Below are 18234 nucleotides of genomic sequence, written 5' to 3' on the forward strand. Positions count from 1 at the left end.
ACCCGTTCTTTATTGCCCGGCTTCCCCATTGCCAGGACCTATCCCTCGCAGTCCTTGCAATACTTGAGGCCGTCCTTTTCGCGGGCAATCTGCGAACGGTGGCGGACAAGGAAGCATGAGGCGCAGGTGAATTCGTCTGCCTGGGCGGGCAGGACCCGTACCAGCAATTCCTCCCCGGACAGGTCGGCGCCAGGAAGTTCGTAGCCTTCGGCGAGGTCGGACTCGTCTTCATCCACCACGGCGGAAGGCTTCTCCGTACGCCGCGCCTTCAGGGCCTCGATCGATTCCTCGCTGAGGTCTTCTTCGGTTTTGCGCGGCGCATCGTAATCAGTCGCCATTATTTGTTGCTCACACTCCGCATTCATTCGGTTGGTTCGCCGTTCCAGTCGGCCCTGCCAGGACGGTAACCCTGGGCCCCTGGATCGGTTCACCGATGTAACACCGGGCATGCGGTTTTTGTGCCCGCTGTCGGGACATTTTTGCTTAAGCGCCCTCCGAACGCCAGAGGCCGCCGGTCGGTTCCGCCCGCCATCTTCGGCGGAGCCACCAAAACCGGCGGAAAGTCGCGGAAAATCGCGGCGCGCCTGCCGTCCTAACCCGAAATGTGTCCCGCTGGTGGCAGAGTTTCGATTGTTAGTAATGCCAGGGTGGAGGATTTGTATGCAGGATCTACGGCTTGTAGGCGTCCACGACGATGGAGAGCATCTCCTGTTGAGTGGCGCCGGCGGCGAGATGTTCCAGCTGCCAATCGATGAAGCACTTCGGGTGGCGGCCAGCCGCGCGACGGCGAAGGCCGTTGCCAGCGAGGCCGCACCACCGATTGCCATGTCTCCGCGCGACATCCAGACCCGGATCCGCAACGGAGCCACGGCCGCGGAGGTAGCTGAGCTGTCCGGTATTCCATTGGAAAAAGTTCAGCGCTATGAAGGACCGGTCCTCGCCGAACGCGAGTACATCGCCGAGCAGGCTCGCAAAGTGGAAGTGGCCTCCCCCGCCCCCGGCCACGACGCCTACCGATCCGTCTTTGGGGACAACCCCGCCTCCCTCAGCGACATGGTCGAGCACCGCCTGAGGGCCTACGGCGTCGAACCCTCGACCCTGGAATGGGACTCGTGGCGGCGTCCTGACGGAAGCTGGAACGTGGTGGCGCGGTTCGAGCCCAAGCCCGGTGGACCTGCCGGGATCGGCGAGGAGCCGCCGGCCATGTGGACCTTCCACCCGGCCCGGAAGTCCCTTCAAAACGCCAACCGCTGGGCCCAGCAGCTCAGCGAGCTCGAGCCGTTCGAGGGTCCCGTGCCGGCCCGGCGGCTTACGGCCGTCTCGGACCGCCCCTTTGACTTTGAAACCGATGCCGAGGCTGCGGCCCGCACAGCGACCGGCCAGCACAGCATCATCCACCAGATGCTGCTGCAGCAGGACAGGATTCACCAGGAGCAGGAGGCCGACGGTCTGCTGGACATGCTGCGTTCCCGCCGGGGCCAGCGGATCGGGGTGGATGAGGACGCGGACGATGCCCTCGCCATGCTCCTGAACACCGGGATCCCTGCGGCCCACCCCAGGCCTGCCGAGGTTCCGGACGCGCCCGAGGTGCCGGAAGATGCCGAGCCGGAGGCTCCTTCTGAAGACCTTACGGCCGACGACGTCGTTCCGGGCGCTGCCGAACTCACAGAGCCAGCCGCTTCTGGCGCCGCCACCTCTGCCATTGATGAGACCGCCCCGACGGAAACCGATGCCTTCACGCGCCGGCGCGACGGCAGGCCGTCCATGTTGTCGCGGCTGACCCTGGCACCGCGCCTTCCCGAGGAGGAGGACGATAGCCTTCGGCTGCACGACGGCGTCAGTACCGAGACGCGGGAAGTCACCATCGCGGCCTCCCAGCTGCGTCCAGTGAGCAAAAGCCCTACGGCGAGCCCCGGCCTGGACGAGTTGATCGGCGGCGGAACTTCCCGCCGCCAGCACCGCGAGGCGCAAGCCGCGAGGAACGAATCCGGCACCGAGCAGCCGGAGCGCCAGCCGGCAAAGCCGAAACGATCGAGCGTTCCCAGCTGGGACGAGATCGTCTTTGGGACCCGCAACGACCAGTAGAAGGGGCCGAAAGCCACGGTTGGGGCCCGGCCAGCGGTCACTGTCAGCCCACTAGGGCGCAGCGCCGCGACTGGAGCGGCCGGAACCAAGGCGCCGCTGCCAATTCCGGTGACCAGGGCACCCCACTCCGCTACCGGCGGGCTTAGCCTCGAGGGGCCCTCTTACCGTCAGCTTGGAAGTACAGCAGCGGAACCTCCCGTTCGGCCTTGGTCAAGGATCCGTGTTGGCCGACAACCTCGAGGGCCGTGGGCCGGACCCGCCGCGTGTCGTAAAGCGCCAGGGCGTCCCGGGCGGCGATCATGACGTCGCCGATCCGGAAGGCGACCTCGGGCCGTACATCACCGAACAGCCCGCCCGCGATCGCTTCCTCCCGGGTGAAGGCCCATATTCTCTCGCCGAAGCGGGTTCGCCAGTTTTCCAGCAGGCGGGCGCGCGCGGCGTCGTCCGTGCGATCCTCCAGATAGAGATGGACCATCCGCGGCTCACCGGCGGTGTGCCGCACTCCGGCGAGAAGCGCCGGCTCCGCCGAGTAATCGATCCGTTGCGATTCCGGCACGTCCACCATGCCGTGATCCGCCGTGAGCAGCACGGTGGTGCCGGGCGGCAGGGTGGCGCTGAGCCGACGGACAGTGGCGTCGAGCTCTTCAAGCTGGTGCTCCCACTGCGGTGACTGGCAGCCGTGGCGGTGCCCGGCCTTGTCGAGCTCATTGACGTAAAAGTACATCAGCGACGGGCCGGCGCCGGCCATGGCCTCGGCCGCCCCCGCCGTGCGGGCGTGCGACGTGGTTCCGGTAATGAATCGCCCGCCGCGGAGCGCGGCCTCGGTCATCGCGGAGGTGCTGAACTGCGGGAGGCTGACGGTGGTGACGTCGACATGACCGGCGGCCCGTTCAAGAACGGTGGGAAACGGCTGCCACACCTGCGGATTCACGCCGGCATCCCAGTTTCCGAGCATGTTCACTACGCGGTCCTGGTCCGGGTCGAGGACGTCGTAGCCCACCATGCCATGCTGGCCCGCGGGCAAACCGGTGCCGAAGCTCGCCAGCGACGCAGCGGTGGTGGACGGGAAGGCCGAGTCCAGTGACACGGGGATGTTGCCTTGGCCGGCCTGCAGGACCGAGCGTAGAAACGGGGTATGGGCGGACTTTTGCTTCAACAGATTGCGGCCCAGCCCGTCCGCCAGCACCACGCAGACCCGTTTGGCGGCCGGAAGGTCGAGTTTGTTCTCGAACCCCGGAACCCCAAGGCTCGCTGCGGCGCTGGTCAGGACCTCGGCGATGGAGCGCTGCCCGAACGCGGGGGCCGGCGGGAGCCGGGACGCAGCGTCGGAAGTCAACGGGGCGACGGAAGCCACCCCCACGGGCGCAGCAGAACGGCCCATCACCGGCGGCAACTGGTTTTGCGCGGGCCCCGGCTCACGGACGTGAGCCATGTCAGCGCTGGTGGCCGCGGCTGAGGCGGTTTCCGAACACACCCATCCGGGGTCGCGGCGGCAGGCCGGGCCCGGTATGCGGGGCCGGGGCCGCGGAGCCGGTGTTGACGGCACGCAGCGCGCGCGCGAAGTGCTTGGCGTCCTGCACCGCCTGCAGGCCGTCCGCCTCGGCGCTGATCCGCAGGACAATGTCTTCCTGCGCGATGGTGCCGCTGTAGCCGTGATCGGCCTCGCACTGCGGGTCCCCGCAGGTAGCCGGTCCCATGTCGAGGCGCTGGCCGCCGGACCAGGCAATGGACAGGGTCAGTTCGCGGACCGGGTCGGACGGCTTGTAGTCCTGCGGCTGCGCGTAGACGTAGCTCAAGACCACCGAGCGGATCTGCGTCACGGGGACGGACTCAGTCGAGACCTGGGCCACGGTCTGTTCGCCGGCTTCGTCGAGCTGCTGGTCGTCAACGTGGGTGATGACCAGCATGTCCTCCGTCAGCACCAGGACGGTGATGTGGCGGCGGACCTCGGCACGGTCGAAGTGTGTCTCGAGGTGAACCAGGTGGGCCACGCAGTCGCGGCCATCCAGGGCATCGGCGACGACGTCGGCCACGAGCCGCGGGTAGAACCCGGCCTGCTGGAGAGCCCCGTCCAGGCTCTGGCCCTGCGCGCTGTGGTCATGGAGGCCGTTCAGGCGCGCGGTCTGGCGTCCGGGGGCAGTCGCCAGGGGTTTGGGTGTTGGAGGCTGGGAGCTCATGGTCCCATTTTCACAGATCGGCTGGGCACACGCTAACCGCCCCGGCATTCACGCGGCTAGCTGCGCATTGCGCGGCGGGCACTGTCCGTCCGCTGGGCGGCGTTGGCGATCCGGACGTCGGCGGCCAGAATGGAGGCGCCATCGGGGCCGGCCAAGACGGGATTGAACTCCACCAGCGCAACCTCCGGATGGTTGTCTTTGAGCCGCGTGAGCCGTGCGGCGAGGTCCTCGAGCGCCCCAACGTCCACGGCGGGCAGGCCCTGATAGCCGAAGAGTTTCCTCGAGGCCCGGGGCGAGCGGATGAAATCGTGGACATCGGATCCGGACAGCGGCGGCACGCGGTGGGCCCAGTCATCGAGCAGGTTCACGGCGTCTCCCGCCAGGCCAAAGGAGACCACCGGCCCCAGCAACGGGTCTTCAATCGCACGGAAAGTGCAGGCCTGCCCCACCGGCACCATGGTTTGCACTTCGAGGGACGGGGATCCGTACCGCTCCAGCGACTGGCGCATCTGCACCACGTTGCTGCGCAGCGAACCGGCGTCTTGAATGTCCAGCCGCACGCCGCCAAGGTCCAGCCGGTGCCGCAGCGCGGGATCCGTGGTCTTCAATGCCACGGGCCAGCCCAGCTGCTCGGCAGCCGCCACTGCCTCCTCCGTGGTCTCGAACCCGACGGAGGGAACCACCCGGATGCCGTAGTGGCCCAGCAGCCGCGCCGCCGTCGCCTGGTCCAGCCGGACGAGCTGCTCGCCGCCGACATCGTGGAGCAGTTGCTCCAGCTCCGCCCGGGCAGCGTCCGGGTGGCAGCCTTCGGGCTCGACGAACAGGCCATGGTCCCGGTCCAGCCACTGGGCGTAGCGCACGACGGCGGCCAGGGCGGCCACCGCCGCGCCCGGGTTGGAGTAGCAGGGAACCGGCGGGGTTGCGGGAGACTCACCCGGCCGGCCGCCGTCAGCACCCACCATGCCCTCGACGTAGATGGAGGGATCAAGGATCCCGCTGAAAGCGGCGACCACGGGTTTGCCCGCCGCCGCTGAACATTCCGCCAGCACTGCGGCGATCTTCTCGACCGTAAGCCCGCGCGCGGGAAGCAGTGCCACCACCGCCGCGTGCACGGTGTCCACGGTCAGCGCTTCCTGCAGGCTTCGACGCAAGGCAGGCAGCGCACTCGACATGCCGGCGTCGAGGTCGACGTCGGCCACAATCCGTTCCACCCCGAGGCCCTGGCCTGCAGCGCTGTCCGCCACTACCTTGCCAAGGGCGCGGGAGTTGCTGAAGACAGCGATGCCGGGACCCTTGGGCAGCGGCTGGCTCGACACGACCTGGGCGACATCCATGAGCTCTTCAATGGTCTCCACCCGGATGGCCCCGGCCTGGCGCATCATGGCGTCCAGGGCTTCGGGAGGCGCCTGGGTGGTGCGGACGGCGTGCCCGGGCGGCAGGTTCAACCCCACGGCGCCGGACTTGGCCACAATCACGGGCTTGGTCCGGGCAAGACGGCGTGCCAGGCGGGAGAACTTGCGCGGGTTGCCGATCGATTCCAGGTACAGGCCCACGGCGGTGGTGTCGGCGTCGTCCTCCCAGTACTGCATCATGTCATTCCCGGAGACGTCGGCGCGGTTTCCGGCGGAGAGGAAGGTGGAGATGCCCACGCGACGGCGGCTGGAAGCGGCGTAGAGGGAGACGCCGATCGCGGCCGATTGACTGAACAGCCCCAGGCCGCCGCGGCGGGCCAGTGCGGGGGCCATCGAGGCGTTGAGGGATACGGCAGGGTTGGTGTTGACGATGCCCAGGGAGGCCGGGCCGATCACGCGCATGCCGTTGGCGCGGGCCTGCCGCACGAGTTCGCGCTGGCGCGCGAGGCCGCGTTCGCCGTCGTCCGCGTACCCGGCGGTGGCCACCACGATCCCTTTCACCCCGGCTGCGGCGCATTCCTGGACCACCTTGGGGACTTCGTCATACGGGACAGCGATAATGGCGAGCTTGACCGGGCCGGGGACCTCGGAAAGCCGGGCGAAGGAGAGCATCCCTGCCAGTTCAAACGCCTCGGGGTTGATCGCATAGACCGGGCCTGGGAACCCGCCTTCGATCACGTGCTCGAGCAGCTGGTAGCCCACCGTTCCCCACTTGCGGCTCGCTCCGATCACCGCCACGGAGGACGGTGCGAGCAGCTCCTGGATGCTGCGGGCCTCGGCGCGGTGCTCGCGGGATTCCATCACGGCCCGGGACTTGTCCGTGGGATCGATGTTGAACTCCAGGCTGACCACGCCGTCCTCGAAGTGCCGTTTGACGTCATAGCCGGCATCGGAAAACACCATGAGCATCTTCCGGTTTTCCGGGAGCACTTCGGCAGTGAACTTGCGGATCCCATTCTCGCGGGCGGCGGCAGCGAGGTGTTCAAGCAGGATGGAGCCGATCCCGCGGCCCTGGTGCGCGTCGGCGATGTTGAAGGCCACCTCGGCCTCCGCCGGGTCCTGCAGCCGATCGTAGCGGCCGATGCCCAGAATCTCGCCGCCGATGGTGATCACCAGCGCCACCCGGTCCTTGTGGTCCACCTCGGTGAAGCGCTGGAGTTCCTTGCTGGACAGGCGGGACTTGAAGGCGAAGAACCTCATGTAGATCGACTTCTGGGACTGGCCGACGTGAAAGGCCTGGACAGCGTCTGAATCGGAGGGGTGGATGGGGCGCAAATGCGCGGTGCCGCCGTCGCGCAGGACAACATCGGCTTCCCAATATTCCGGATATACGCCGTCCGCGGGCTGATCCACCATAGGCTTAGCCTAGTCATAAACTTACGCAGTACCCCTTTAGCACCCCTCAGAAGGACCCAGCCGCCCCATGGCACGCCGCCAAACCACGCCCCCTGCAGGGGACGCCAGCCAAGATTCCGCAGGAATATTTGCAGAGAACATCGTCGATATCGATGTCACTTCCGAGATGGAAGGCTCGTTCCTCGAATACGCGTATTCAGTCATCTACTCGCGGGCCCTCCCGGACGCCCGCGACGGGCTCAAGCCCGTGCAGCGGCGCATCTTGTACATGATGACCGACATGGGCCTGCGCCCGGACCGCGGCCATGTCAAGAGCGCCCGCGTGGTGGGCGAGGTCATGGGCAAGCTGCACCCCCACGGCGACGCAGCGATCTACGACGCCATGGTCCGCATGGCCCAGGACTTCTCCCTGCGGCTGCCGCTGATCGACGGTCACGGCAACTTCGGTTCGCTCGACGACGGCCCGGCGGCCCCCCGCTATACCGAAGCCCGCCTCGCGGCTGCTGCTTTGACGCTCACGGACCACCTCGACGAGGACGTCGTCGACTTCATTCCCAACTATGACAACCAGCTGACCCAGCCGGAGGTGCTGCCGGCCGCGTTCCCCAACCTGCTGGTTAACGGCGCGACGGGCATCGCCGTCGGCATGGCCACAAACATGGCGCCGCACAACCTCGTGGAAGTCATCGCCGCGGCGCGGCACCTGATCGAGAACCCGGACGCCACGCTCGAGGACATCATGAAGTTCGTCCCCGGCCCGGACCTGCCCACCGGCGGCCGGATCGTGGGCCTGGACGGCATCCGCGACGCCTATGCCACGGGCCGCGGCTCGTTCAAGACCCGGGCGAAGGTGGAGGTCGAGCAGCTCTCCGCCCGCCGCACCGGCCTGGTGGTCACCGAACTGCCGTACATGGTGGGGCCGGAGAAGGTGATCGAGAAGATCAAGGACGCCGTTAACGGCAAGAAGCTCACCGGCATCAGCGACATCGTTGACCTCACCGACCGCAAGCACGGCCTCCGCCTGGTCATTGAGCTCAAGAACGGCTTTAACCCCACTGCCGTGCTCCAGCAGCTCTACCGCTACACCCCGATGGAAGATTCCTTCGGCATCAACAACGTCACGCTCGTGGACGGCCAGCCGCAGACCCTTGGGCTGGTCCAGCTGCTCTCGGTCTACGTGAACCACCGGATCAACGTCGTCCGGCGCCGCACCGCCTTCCGGCTGGGCAAGAAGAAGGACCGTCTGCACCTGGTCGAGGGCCTCCTGGTCGCGATCATGGACATTGACGAGGTCATCCAGATCATCCGGTCCTCCGACGAGGTCGCCGCGGCCCGGACCCGGCTCATGTCCATCTACGACCTTTCCGAGATCCAGGCCAACTATATTCTGGAACTGCGGCTGCGGCAGCTGACCAAATACTCCCGGATCGAACTGGAGAAGGAGCAGGAGGAGCTCCGCCGGGAGATCGCCGAGCTCGAGGCCATCCTGGGCTCCCCCGCGCTGCTGCGCGCCCTCGTTTCAGACGAACTCGCCGAGATCGCGGCGAAGTACGGCACGCCGCGACGGACCGTCCTGCTGGAATCCGAGGCCGTCTCCCCCACCGTCGCCGCCTCCGCTGGTGCCGCTACAGGCGTGAAGGGCAAGGCGGCGCCGCTGGCGCTCGAGATCGCGGACGATCCCTGCTGGGCCATCCTCACGGTGTCCGGGCAAATCGCCCGCACCTCCAACCAGGACAGTCTGGCCGAGACCGGGCCGCGGACCCGCCACGACGTGTTCGCTTCGGTGGTCAAGACATCCGCCCGCGGCGAGATCGCAGCCGTTACCTCGCAAGGACGCATGCTGCGGCTGCAGGTCATGGACATGCCAGTGCTGCCGCCGACGTCCGGGACGCCGAACATGGCCGGCGGCGTACCTGCCAAGGAATTCATCACGCTCCTGAAGGGCGAGTCGCTTGTGGCCTTCGCGCCGCTGGACCAGATCCTCGCGATCGGAACGGCCCAGGGCGTGGTCAAGCGCTTGCAGCCGGACTATCCGCTGAACCGTGAGGACTGGGAAGTGATCGCACTCAAGGACAAGGACACCGTTGTGGGTGTGGCGGCCGCCGCGTCCGACGACGACGACCTCGTCTTCCTCACGCGCCAGGCCCAGTTGTTGCGCTTCAGCGCCTCTGCCGTCCGCCCGCAGGGCCGGACCGCGGGCGGCATGGCGGGGATCAAGCTGGCCGCCGGGGACCGCGTGCTGTTCTTCGGGACCGCCAGCCCAACGGACGCCGCCGCCGTCGTCGTGACCATCGCGGGGACCGACGGCGCCCTGCCGGGCACCGCGCCCGGGGCCGCCAAGGTCACTGCCCTGGCCGAGTACCCCGCTAAGGGCAGGGCCACGGCTGGAGTGCGGGCACACCGCTTCCTCAAGGGCGAGGACACCTTGCTGCTCGGCTGGGCCGGCCACGGCCCGGCCAAGGCATCCTCCCTGGCCGGCGTGGCCCGCTCACTCCCCGGCGAGCACGGCCGCCGTGACGGCTCGGGAATCCCGCTGTCGCAGGCCATCGACGCCATTGGCCCCAGCATGGCCTGGTCCGAGGAGCCGGTCCTCGAGACGGAGCTGGAGGCGGGGACGGTCGCGTAGCCTGAAGAGCCCGGTGGGGCCGCACTTTTGCGGCCCCACCGGGCTCTGTACTCGATCCTTGGTCTTGCCGGCTAAATCGCCTGGCTACGCGGTTGGCCCTCGCGTCAGAACTCCGGCCAGCTGTCGATGCTCCCGCAAGGATGATTCCTGCACTTCAGTGGCGTAATACCTACGCCATGTGGTTGAGGCTCAGAATGTTGCCCTCCGTGTCCAGGAACCACGCTGCCGAACTCCCGTCCGGAGTCTTCGCAATGCCGTCCTCGGTTTTCAAACCCGGGAAATCGTATTCCTCAAAGACGACTCCTTTGGCTCGGAGCTCCGAAACTGCGGCCGGCAGGTCATCAACCGACCAGCCGATCTGCGTGTTCTTAGCGCTGCCCGCATTGGGCGTCTCATACAGGAGGAACCCGGTCCCGCCGCCGCACTTGTACTGCAGATTGTCCTGTGCATCCGGATTTTCGGGTTCGAGTCCGAGTTTGTCGCGGTAGAAGGCACGCGCCCTGGCGATGTCCGCTGCCGGTAATACTGCGCCGACTTGCTGATCCTTGAGCATGGCTATCCTCTTTCCAGGCCCGCCCCCCGGAAGGAATTTTACTCCTCCGGGTGCACAGAGCGCCCCCTGAAACTGGAAGCACATCAGCGGTTCCTCCAGCGCCGCAACCCCCTTCACAGCGCGTCGCGGAAGCGTCATACACGACGTCGCAGGCTGCTGTTCGCCGCTATGACGGGGTGTGGTGGCCGAATATCCTCATGAGGTGTTTCGGTCCATGGCATCCTGTGCCGTGCCCGGCCGCTGTCCCTGACACGGCGGCCGCCATAACCGCGGTCACGCGGCCCGGGGAAGTTGGGCGGGGTGGAAGTAGTGGTTGCGTCGTGGTCTTTGGCGGGGGTCGATGTGGGGCGGCGGGATGAACCACGGCACCCCGGAGCGGGACTGGATGCTCCAGCGTTCCTTATGGATCAAATGATGGTGGTGGGAACACAGCAGTGCGCCGTTGTCGGTACCTGAGGTCCCGCCGCGGGACCAGTAGGTGATGTGGTGGGCCTCGCACCACGGGGCCGGGACGGTGCAGCCCGGGAAGGAACAGCCCCGGTCGCGGGCGATGAGGGCTTTGCGCTGGTGGGGCGGGAAGATTCTGGAGGCCCGGCCGATGTCCAGGATCCGTCCTTCGGTGCCGAGGAGGACGGGGATGATGTCGGCGTCGCAGGCGATTTTGCGGACGGTTCCGGCGGTGACGGGACCGGTGAACAGCAGCGAGCCGGTCTGCTCGGGTGCCCGGCCGGCCGGTCCCGGAACGCCGGCGGGCCAGGGAACGCCGGCGGCAGATGCTGAGGGCGCTGCGGTGTCGCAGGTGGTGCCGTCAGTACCGGCCCCGAGGCGGCTGAGCAGGTCGCGGTAGTCGATGGTGACCATGACCTGGGGGCGGAGCCCGCCGGAGGCCGGGACGGCGCCGGCGGCGAGGGCGGCCTTGCAGCCACCGACCAGGCCGTCGAGCATTTTCTGCGCCCGGGTACGCAGGTCCAGGCCCTCCGCGCCGGGATCCTCCTCCGGCACGGGCTGGTATGCCACGGCGGGGGCGGCAGCCGCGGCGGGCTGATCCGCCAGGACCAGCTCATCCTCCGTGGCGGCGGCGGTTCCCGCGGCGGCCGACACACCGGCAGCGTGGGAAGCGCAGGCGCTCACACTGCCGGCACCGGTCACCCAGCCTTCGCTGGCGGGGCTTGTCTTCCAGCCCTGGCCGGCGGGGCACGCATCAACGTTCCAGCCCCCGCCGGCGGCGGGCACGTCGGTGTCCGGGGTGTTGGTGTCCGGGGTGGGGATTCTGGGGTTGGCGGCGGTGTTCATCACGGTCAGGAGGTGTTCGAACTGTTCGGTGGTCGCGAAGATCTCGAGGCGGTGCAGGCCGTGGCGCCGGCCGCGGAGGAAGGCGCCCTGGCGCTGGCGCAACAGCTCCTCGGAGGGCTCAGCACCGTCCTGGTCCAGCGCGTCGGTCCAGCTCCGGGCGACCCGAACCAGGAAATCGGCGTCGTTCTCGGCGGCCGTGCGGGTCAGGGCGTGCTCCATCCGGGCCGCGGTCCCGGCGTCGGCGACGTGGCTGACCCGGACCAGCGCGTCCGTGATGATCGACGCAGCCCGGGAGGCGATCTCCCCGGCCGCGACGGCGGCGGCGAGCTCTTCGTGCACGGGCGGTTCCCGCCGTCCGGCCAGGCCCGGGCGCGGCAGCACGCGCCCGGCCAGGGTGAGCCTGCGCCGGGCCTCCGGAGCGCCAATCCGCAACCTGGCCCGCAGGAACTCCACGGTGTTCCGGTACCCGTCATCGGCCGCCGCCACATCCGCCGCGTCCGGGGAAGCAACACCACCGCCGGTCCCGGAACCCGCAACGCCGGCAATCCCGGCCTCAGGCGCGGCGGCGTCCTCGCGCCAGCCCGTAGTCCAGCCCGTAGTCCAGCCCGTCGTCCCCGAGGCGCCGGCAGCTGCGGCAGCTGCGGCCTGTTTCCTGGCCCGGTCCACAGCCGACGCCGCGACCAACTGCCCATACTCCACCGTGCGGGAGAGCTCCTCGATCTGTCCGGCGAACTCCGCCGCCGCCCTAAAACCCCACGAACCGGCATCCGCCGCAGCCGCCGAAACCGCATCCCGCAGCACGGCCAGGGCGTGATCCGCACCGGAGAACCGGGCGGGATCGGCGCCGCGGTCTGCCCCGCGGCCCGCGCCCTGCCCGTCGTCCCCGAACGGAATGAAATCCCTGGCGGCTTCCATAGACACAGTCTTTCAAAGGGGTGCGACTTTTTAAGCGGAAACCACGGCGCGGCTCCCGGGTCCGGGCCCCGATCGTTCGTCAGACCTTCCCGGTGGGTGCACTTCCCGCCGGCTGCACTTCCCGGCGGGGGGCGACCCGATCGTGAGCACTTCCCGGCGGTGCACCTCCCCGGTGCCTGCACCGCCCCAAGCGTCAGCACTTCACGCCGGCTGCACTTCCCGGCGAGTGCACCGCCCCACCGGCTGCACCCCCGCCGGGTGCGGCCCCCGCGAGGCTGCGAGGACCAAGACGCTACAAAGATAGAAATTCCACAAGAGGCGCGATGCCTGGCGCGACAAGTACAAATAGCGCGACAAATACAAATAGACTGCTGGCATGCCTATCACCCCGGATACCAAGGACTGGACTTGGGTCCTGTCACGGCCTTGCCCTGAATGCGGTTTCGACGCCTCCCTGGTGACTCCAGCGACTGTGCCCGGGACCGTCACCAGCATGCTCCCGCGATGGCGTGCTGCCCTCCGCCGGTCGGACGCGGCCGAACGGCCAGATGACTCCACGTGGTCCGTCCTCGAGTACAGCTGCCACGTTCGTGACGTCTTCACGCTTTTCGACCACCGTCTGTCGCTCATGCTGGCCGAGGACGACGCACAGTTCGATGACTGGGACCAGGACCAGACGGCAATCGAACAGGACTACGCCAGCGCCGATCCGGCTGAGGTCGCCGTCGAGCTGACCGCCGAAGGCGAGCAAATTGCAGCGTCGTTCGCCCGCGTGACGGAGGAAGACTGGGACCGGAAGGGGACCCGCAGCAACGGCTCGGTGTTTACCGTCCAGACCTTTGCGCAGTACTTCCTGCACGACGTCGTCCATCACCTGCACGACGTCGACGGCTAGCCCCGCAGCCACCACCGAACTCAACACCGCAGCCACCACCGCGGTTCACAACCGCTAGCCCGCCGCGGGCTGGAGCTCCTTGTCCCAAGCCATGCTTCGGTTGACCGCCACGTAGCCCATCTTGATGTAGAGCGCGAGGGCTCCAGTCGGGTTCTCCGAGTCGACGTCCAGGGAGGCCACCTCCATTCCTGCCGCGGCGAACCGGCGCATGGCATCGGCGAGGAGCGCCTGCGCGATGCCCCGGCCGCGGAACTCCCGCCGCACCCCAAGCAGCTCCGTGTACCCCTCGCGGAATCCGCGGGTCACGGCGGCCTCGGCATCGTGGGTGGCCAGCTGATAGCCGGCTACGGTTCCAGTGGAACGTTCAAGCACGACGGCGCTGAGGTCCGGCCGGGCCTGCGGATCATTAACAACAAAGCCCCATGCTTCCTCGTCCCGAGGCTCGCTCCCCCAGTGGTCGCGGAACGCAGCGTTGTGCGCCAGCCGCACGGGCTCATGCAGCGCCGGCCCGAACGTCACGAGCTCCAGCCCCGGGCCCAGGACGGCATCCGGGAACTCCTGATTCAGCGGACGGTGCATCTCGTTGTAGTAGCGGACAATGCCGTAGCCGGCCGCGGCGAACAAGGCCGCCTGGTGCTGCTGTTGCTGCTCCATGTAGAGCCGCAGCCTGGGGCGCTGCGGGGTCGCCGCCCCGGCCGCGCCGACCGAACCAGCCTCCCGCACGTCCGAGGCCACCGCTCCGTCCTCGGCGAAACGCTCCCTGGTTCGCTGCTCGAGCCAGCCCAGCAGTCCGGTGCCGATCCCGCTCCCCTGCCACTCGGGATCGACGCAGCAAAAGCCGATGGCCTTGTCGCCGTCGCGGTTCTTCATAATCCGTCCGTACGCCCGCGCAACGCCTTCCGGATCAAAACCGAGGATGGTGTTGGCCACCGCGGGGTTGTTCTTCGAGTCGAGGATTTGTTCCAGATCCTCCCGGCGCTCAAACCAGACGGGCTGCTCGACGGCGGCGGTCCTGGCGATCAGCTTGGCCCACCCATCGAGGTCGCAGTGCTCCGCCGGCCGCCAGACCAGTCTGGGATCGAGCGCCGGCCGGGGCCGGGGCTCGCCGTTTCCGTTCATCGCAACAGGCTAACCGGCGGGCTACCCCCGCGCCAGCACTCTCGCCGCGGCCGCGCCCACGCCTGCGGCAGCCGCGGCGTCGAGATCCAGGCGGGTATCGGCAACGTCGATGTCGTCCGGATTGTGCGTCACGAGGACCACGGTCCGGTCCCGGAGCCCGTCCCGCAGTTCGGCCAGCATGAGCCTGCCGGACTCGGCATCGAGGTGCGCCGTCGGTTCATCGAGCAGGATCACATCGGCCCCGGTCATGAGCGTTCGCGCGACGGCCAAACGCTGGCGCTCCCCACCGCTGAGGAAGGCACCGCCAGGACCGATCCGGGTGTCCAGTCCGTTCTCGAGCCGGGCCATCACGGGACCGAGCCCGACGGCGTCGAGCACCGCGCGGATTTGCTCCTCGTCTCCGGCCGGGCTGACGGCCCCGCTTGCCGCTGGCCCCGCGTCGCCGGACACCTGCGAAACACCATCCGCGGTGGCGCCGCCGCGCTCCGGCCGCGCCAGTAGGAGGTTGCCGCGGATCGTGGAGTCGAACAAATGCGCTTCCTGCGGGCACCACGCGGCGCGGCCACTCAGGAACAGCTGGCCGCTGGCCGGCGGCAGGAACCCCAAAATTGCGGCCAGCAGGGTCGACTTGCCGGACCCGGAGGCGCCGGTGACGGCTAGCCACCGCTCCGGGCCGGCCGCAGCCGTGAGCCCGGCAAAGACGTTGCCGCCACCAGGCCATGCAACTGCAAGATCGACAAATTCGATCCCGGGCCCGCCCCCGGGAAGTGCCGCTACGGGCACCAGGCCGTCAGTAGCACTGTCGCCTTCCCCGTCGCGATCCGCCCCGGGATCCAGGACCCCGGCTTCACTGATGCGCCGCAGCACCGCGCGCAGCGCCGGGTACTGCCGCACCGCCGTCGTGATAGATGCGTAGGGGTCCACGAGTGCAAGCTGCACGAGCACGACGACGGCGACCGTCGCCGGTTCGACCGCTCCGCTAAGGGCCAGCGGGGCAGCCAGAACGGCGCTGACGAGCGCTGCACCGGCGCAGGCCAGGACGGTCAGGGACTGGCCGAGCCCTTCCGCCCACGCCGAGCGCTGGGAGGCTGCGGTAGCGGACCGGTCGGCCCGACTGATCGCGCCCAGCACCGGGGCGGTGACGCCATTCGCGTGGAGTTCCGCCCTCGCGTCCAGGGCGGCGGCGACGTCCCGAAGCACACCGGAACGCAGCCGCTGTTCGGTGCCGGCGGACATTCGGTCGGCGGCCAATGCTAGTGCAGGGGCCACGACAATGCTCAGCAGCGCCGCCGCGGCTACGGCGGGGAGCGCTGCGGGGAGCAACAACCCGATCCCGACAACTGAAGCAAAGGCGACAGCAACGGCGGTTATCGGCGGCAGCACGACCCGGGGCAGCAGTTCCCGGACGGTGTCGACATCATCCACCACCGCGCCGAGGACGTTGCCGCCCTGCAGGAGCCGGCGCAGGGAAAGGGCACGGCGGCTCAGCGATTCCCAAAGCCGGCCCCGAAGCCGGGTCAGGGCCACGAACACGGCGTCGTGCAACAGTAGCCGCTCAGCGTAACGCAGGGCTGCCCGGCCCACTCCGAAGAACCGCACGCCCACAATCGCCGTGAGCAGGTACAGGATGGGCGGCTGTTCGCTCGCGCGGATGATCAGCCAGCCGGAGAGGCCGGCCAAGGCAACGGCAAACAGGGCCGCCAGGATGCCCACGGCTCCGGCGGCCGCAAAACGGCCCGCCACCGGGGCCAGGAGGCGGCGCAGTTGGGCCACAACCGGGCCGGCGGGAGCGGTGGGCTGAGTGCCAGGCAAGGATCCGGCACGCGCCATTGCCCGGGCCGTCGCCGTGGCCGCCCCATCGCTCCGTTCGGCGTCCGGGGAGAGTGCCGCAATCGGAGTCCGGGCCGCATCCGGCGACGGGGCGGTGACGGCGCCCGGGGCCGATTCCGCGGCGAGAACGGTCGACGGCGGCCGGATCGCCGCATCATGCCTGTCCGCTTTCGCCGCGGGCCCGAACGTGATCTTGCCGCGCTCCGGATGCTCTATCCCCTGCTGCCCGACTCCGCGCGTAGTGACCGCCACGACGTGGTCGGCCAACTCCCGCGTCTGCCGGTCGTGCGCGACAAGCAGCACGGTGACCTTTCCGCGGAGCCCGGCGAGAGCCCGGTTGACCACAGAGGCCGAGGCCCGGCCCAGATGCGCGGTCGGCTCATCCAGCAGCAGGACGCTCGCACCGGACTCGATGCGCGCCAGCCCTCGCGCCAGAGCCACCCGCCGCAGCTCCCCCGGGCTCAGCTCGGCCGGATGCTTGGCGGCCAGATGCTCAGCTGCCACGGCCGTGAGGCTCCGCAGGGCAGCCGCATCGCTTGCGGAACCGGCAGGGCCCGTGCCAGCCGCACGGCTGCCCACGGCCCCAGCGCCGGCCGGGGTGCCGCCGCTGACATCCGCACCAGCATCAACGTCTGCATCAGTAGCAACTCCGGCGTCCGGCCCGTAGGCGGGCACGCCGAGATAGAGGCGGATCTCGTCCAGCACCGTCGACGCGACCATGACCGGGTGCTGCGGCACCCAGGCGACATCCGCCGTCGTGAATCCGCCGACGTTTCCGGAAACAACCGTTCCGGTGCCCGTTCCAACCGTCCCCGCGAGGACCCCGAGGACGGTGCTCTTGCCGGCACCGCTGGGCCCGTCAAGGGCCGTGATCCGGCCGGGGGCCGCCGTGAAGCTCAGCGGTCCTACGGCGGCGTCCGTGCGTCCGCCAAAGCGGACCGTGAGCCCCTCCACAGTGACGGCGGGCAGGCCATCTTCAATACCGGCGACGGCGGCGGCGGTGGCCCCGGCGGCCGGCGCTGGGATCAGGGGCGTGGCTCCCGGATCCGCGAGGACCGAAGTGGTTTCGGCGAGCGCGGCCCGGCCGTCGTCGCTCGCGTGGTGTGCGGTGCCAAGCTCCCGGAGCGGCAGGTAGCAGTCTGGGGCCAGGATCAGTGCCAGCAACCCCGCCTCGAGGGCCATGTCGCCGTGCACCAGGCGGACACCGATGAACACGGCGACCACCGCCACGGAAATCGTCGCGATAAGTTCCAGGGCCAGGGCGGAAAGGAACGCCGTCCGCAAGGTCCCCATGGTCCGGGAACGATACTCTTCGGACATGTCCTCCAGTGCCTTGCGCTGGGCAGCGGCCCTGCCCAGGCCCACCAGGACGGGCAGGCCCTTGGCGAGCTCCAGCATGTGGCCGGACAGCCGCGCCAGCGCTGACTGGGCTTCCCGGACCCGGTCCTCGGTATACCGGCCGATCATCACCATGAACAGCGGCACCAGCGGCACAGTCAGCACGATCACCACCGCACTGATCCAGTCCGCGAACAAGATGCGTGCCCCCAGCAGCAGCGGGATGGCCGCGCAGTTCACCAGCGCGGGCAGGAACTGGGTGTAGTAGTTGTCCAGCGCGTCCAGTCCCCGCGTGGCGAGGATGGCAAGGCCGCCGTCCGTCGGTCCGGCGGCCCGCGTTCCGGTTCTCAGGGCCTGCGCCAGCAGCTGCGAGCGCAGCTCCTCCTTCACCCCGAGGGCGGCCCGGCGGGAAACCACCGCTTGCGCCCAGACGGTCAGTGAGCGCAGCACGGCCCCGGCAGCGCCCAGGACAAGCTGGTCCCCCCACGCAGGGTCATGGGCCGTGAGGCCGGCGAGCATCGAAGCGACGGCCTGGCCCATCAGCACGAGGGACAGCGCCTTCAGGGCCGCCAACAGGCCCAGCAGGTAGAGGGCGGAACGGGTTGCTGGTCCGGCGGGGAACGCTCTCATGAGGC

At 68.9% G+C, this 18234-nt stretch carries 11 protein-coding genes; 3 read left to right on the forward strand and 8 right to left on the reverse strand.

Features of this window, described 5'->3' with window-relative positions:
* Positions 1-38: 38 nt before the first annotated feature.
* Positions 39-338: a DUF4193 domain-containing protein gene (locus BM372_RS16650; RefSeq protein ID WP_090956565.1), complete on the reverse strand. Its 300-nt coding sequence runs from the start codon at positions 336-338 to the stop codon at positions 39-41.
* A gap of 322 nt (positions 339-660) precedes the next feature.
* On the opposite strand from BM372_RS16650, the gene sepH reads away from it, so the two are divergent.
* Positions 661-2085 carry a septation protein SepH gene (gene sepH, locus BM372_RS16655; RefSeq protein WP_090956566.1) on the forward strand — a complete coding sequence of 475 codons (1425 nt, stop codon included), beginning with the start codon at positions 661-663 and terminating at the stop codon, positions 2083-2085.
* A 142-nt stretch (positions 2086-2227) separates the two neighbouring features.
* On the opposite strand, the gene BM372_RS16660 is transcribed toward sepH, so the two are convergent.
* The 3 genes from BM372_RS16660 to BM372_RS16670 are packed head-to-tail and all read right to left on the reverse strand — an operon-like array spanning position 2228 to position 7030.
* Entirely contained in the window at positions 2228-3466 is a 1239-nt protein-coding gene (locus tag BM372_RS16660) for an alkaline phosphatase family protein (protein WP_256214367.1), read from the reverse strand.
* Between the two features lie 52 nt (positions 3467-3518).
* A complete protein-coding gene (locus tag BM372_RS16665; RefSeq protein WP_090956568.1) occupies positions 3519-4262 on the reverse strand; it encodes a DUF5998 family protein in 744 nt (247 codons plus the stop codon).
* A 56-nt stretch (positions 4263-4318) separates the two neighbouring features.
* A complete protein-coding gene (locus BM372_RS16670; RefSeq protein WP_090956569.1) occupies positions 4319-7030 on the reverse strand; it encodes a bifunctional acetate--CoA ligase family protein/GNAT family N-acetyltransferase in 2712 nt (903 codons plus the stop codon).
* Positions 7031-7097: 67 nt separating this feature from the next.
* Here BM372_RS16670 and BM372_RS16675 point away from each other — a divergent pair, with 67 nt between their 5' ends.
* Complete coding sequence (locus BM372_RS16675) at positions 7098-9656, forward strand: DNA gyrase/topoisomerase IV subunit A (RefSeq protein ID WP_177236050.1); 2559 nt, start codon at positions 7098-7100, stop codon at positions 9654-9656.
* Positions 9657-9825: 169 nt separating this feature from the next.
* Here the strand turns inward: BM372_RS16675 and BM372_RS16680 are convergent, their stop codons facing one another.
* Positions 9826-10209: a VOC family protein gene (locus BM372_RS16680; protein ID WP_090956570.1), complete on the reverse strand. Its 384-nt coding sequence runs from the start codon at positions 10207-10209 to the stop codon at positions 9826-9828.
* A 273-nt stretch (positions 10210-10482) separates the two neighbouring features.
* Complete coding sequence (locus BM372_RS16685; RefSeq protein WP_090956571.1) at positions 10483-12417, reverse strand: HNH endonuclease signature motif containing protein; 1935 nt, start codon at positions 12415-12417, stop codon at positions 10483-10485.
* Between the two features lie 376 nt (positions 12418-12793).
* Between BM372_RS16685 and BM372_RS16690 the strand changes: the two genes are divergently transcribed.
* Positions 12794-13312 carry a DinB family protein gene (locus BM372_RS16690; protein ID WP_090956572.1) on the forward strand — a complete coding sequence of 173 codons (519 nt, stop codon included), beginning with the start codon at positions 12794-12796 and terminating at the stop codon, positions 13310-13312.
* A 54-nt stretch (positions 13313-13366) separates the two neighbouring features.
* On the opposite strand, the gene BM372_RS16695 is transcribed toward BM372_RS16690, so the two are convergent.
* The gene (locus tag BM372_RS16695; RefSeq protein WP_090956573.1) at positions 13367-14431 is read right to left on the reverse strand and encodes a GNAT family N-acetyltransferase; all 1065 of its coding nucleotides are present in this window, start codon (positions 14429-14431) and stop codon (positions 13367-13369) included.
* A 21-nt stretch (positions 14432-14452) separates the two neighbouring features.
* Positions 14453-18229, reverse strand: a complete 3777-nt coding sequence (gene cydD, locus BM372_RS16700) for a thiol reductant ABC exporter subunit CydD (protein ID WP_090956574.1) — start codon at positions 18227-18229, stop codon at positions 14453-14455.
* Positions 18230-18234 lie beyond the last annotated feature (5 nt).

The sequence above is a fragment of the Arthrobacter sp. ov118 genome (assembly GCF_900116495.1).
Lineage (GTDB): Bacteria > Actinomycetota > Actinomycetes > Actinomycetales > Micrococcaceae > Arthrobacter.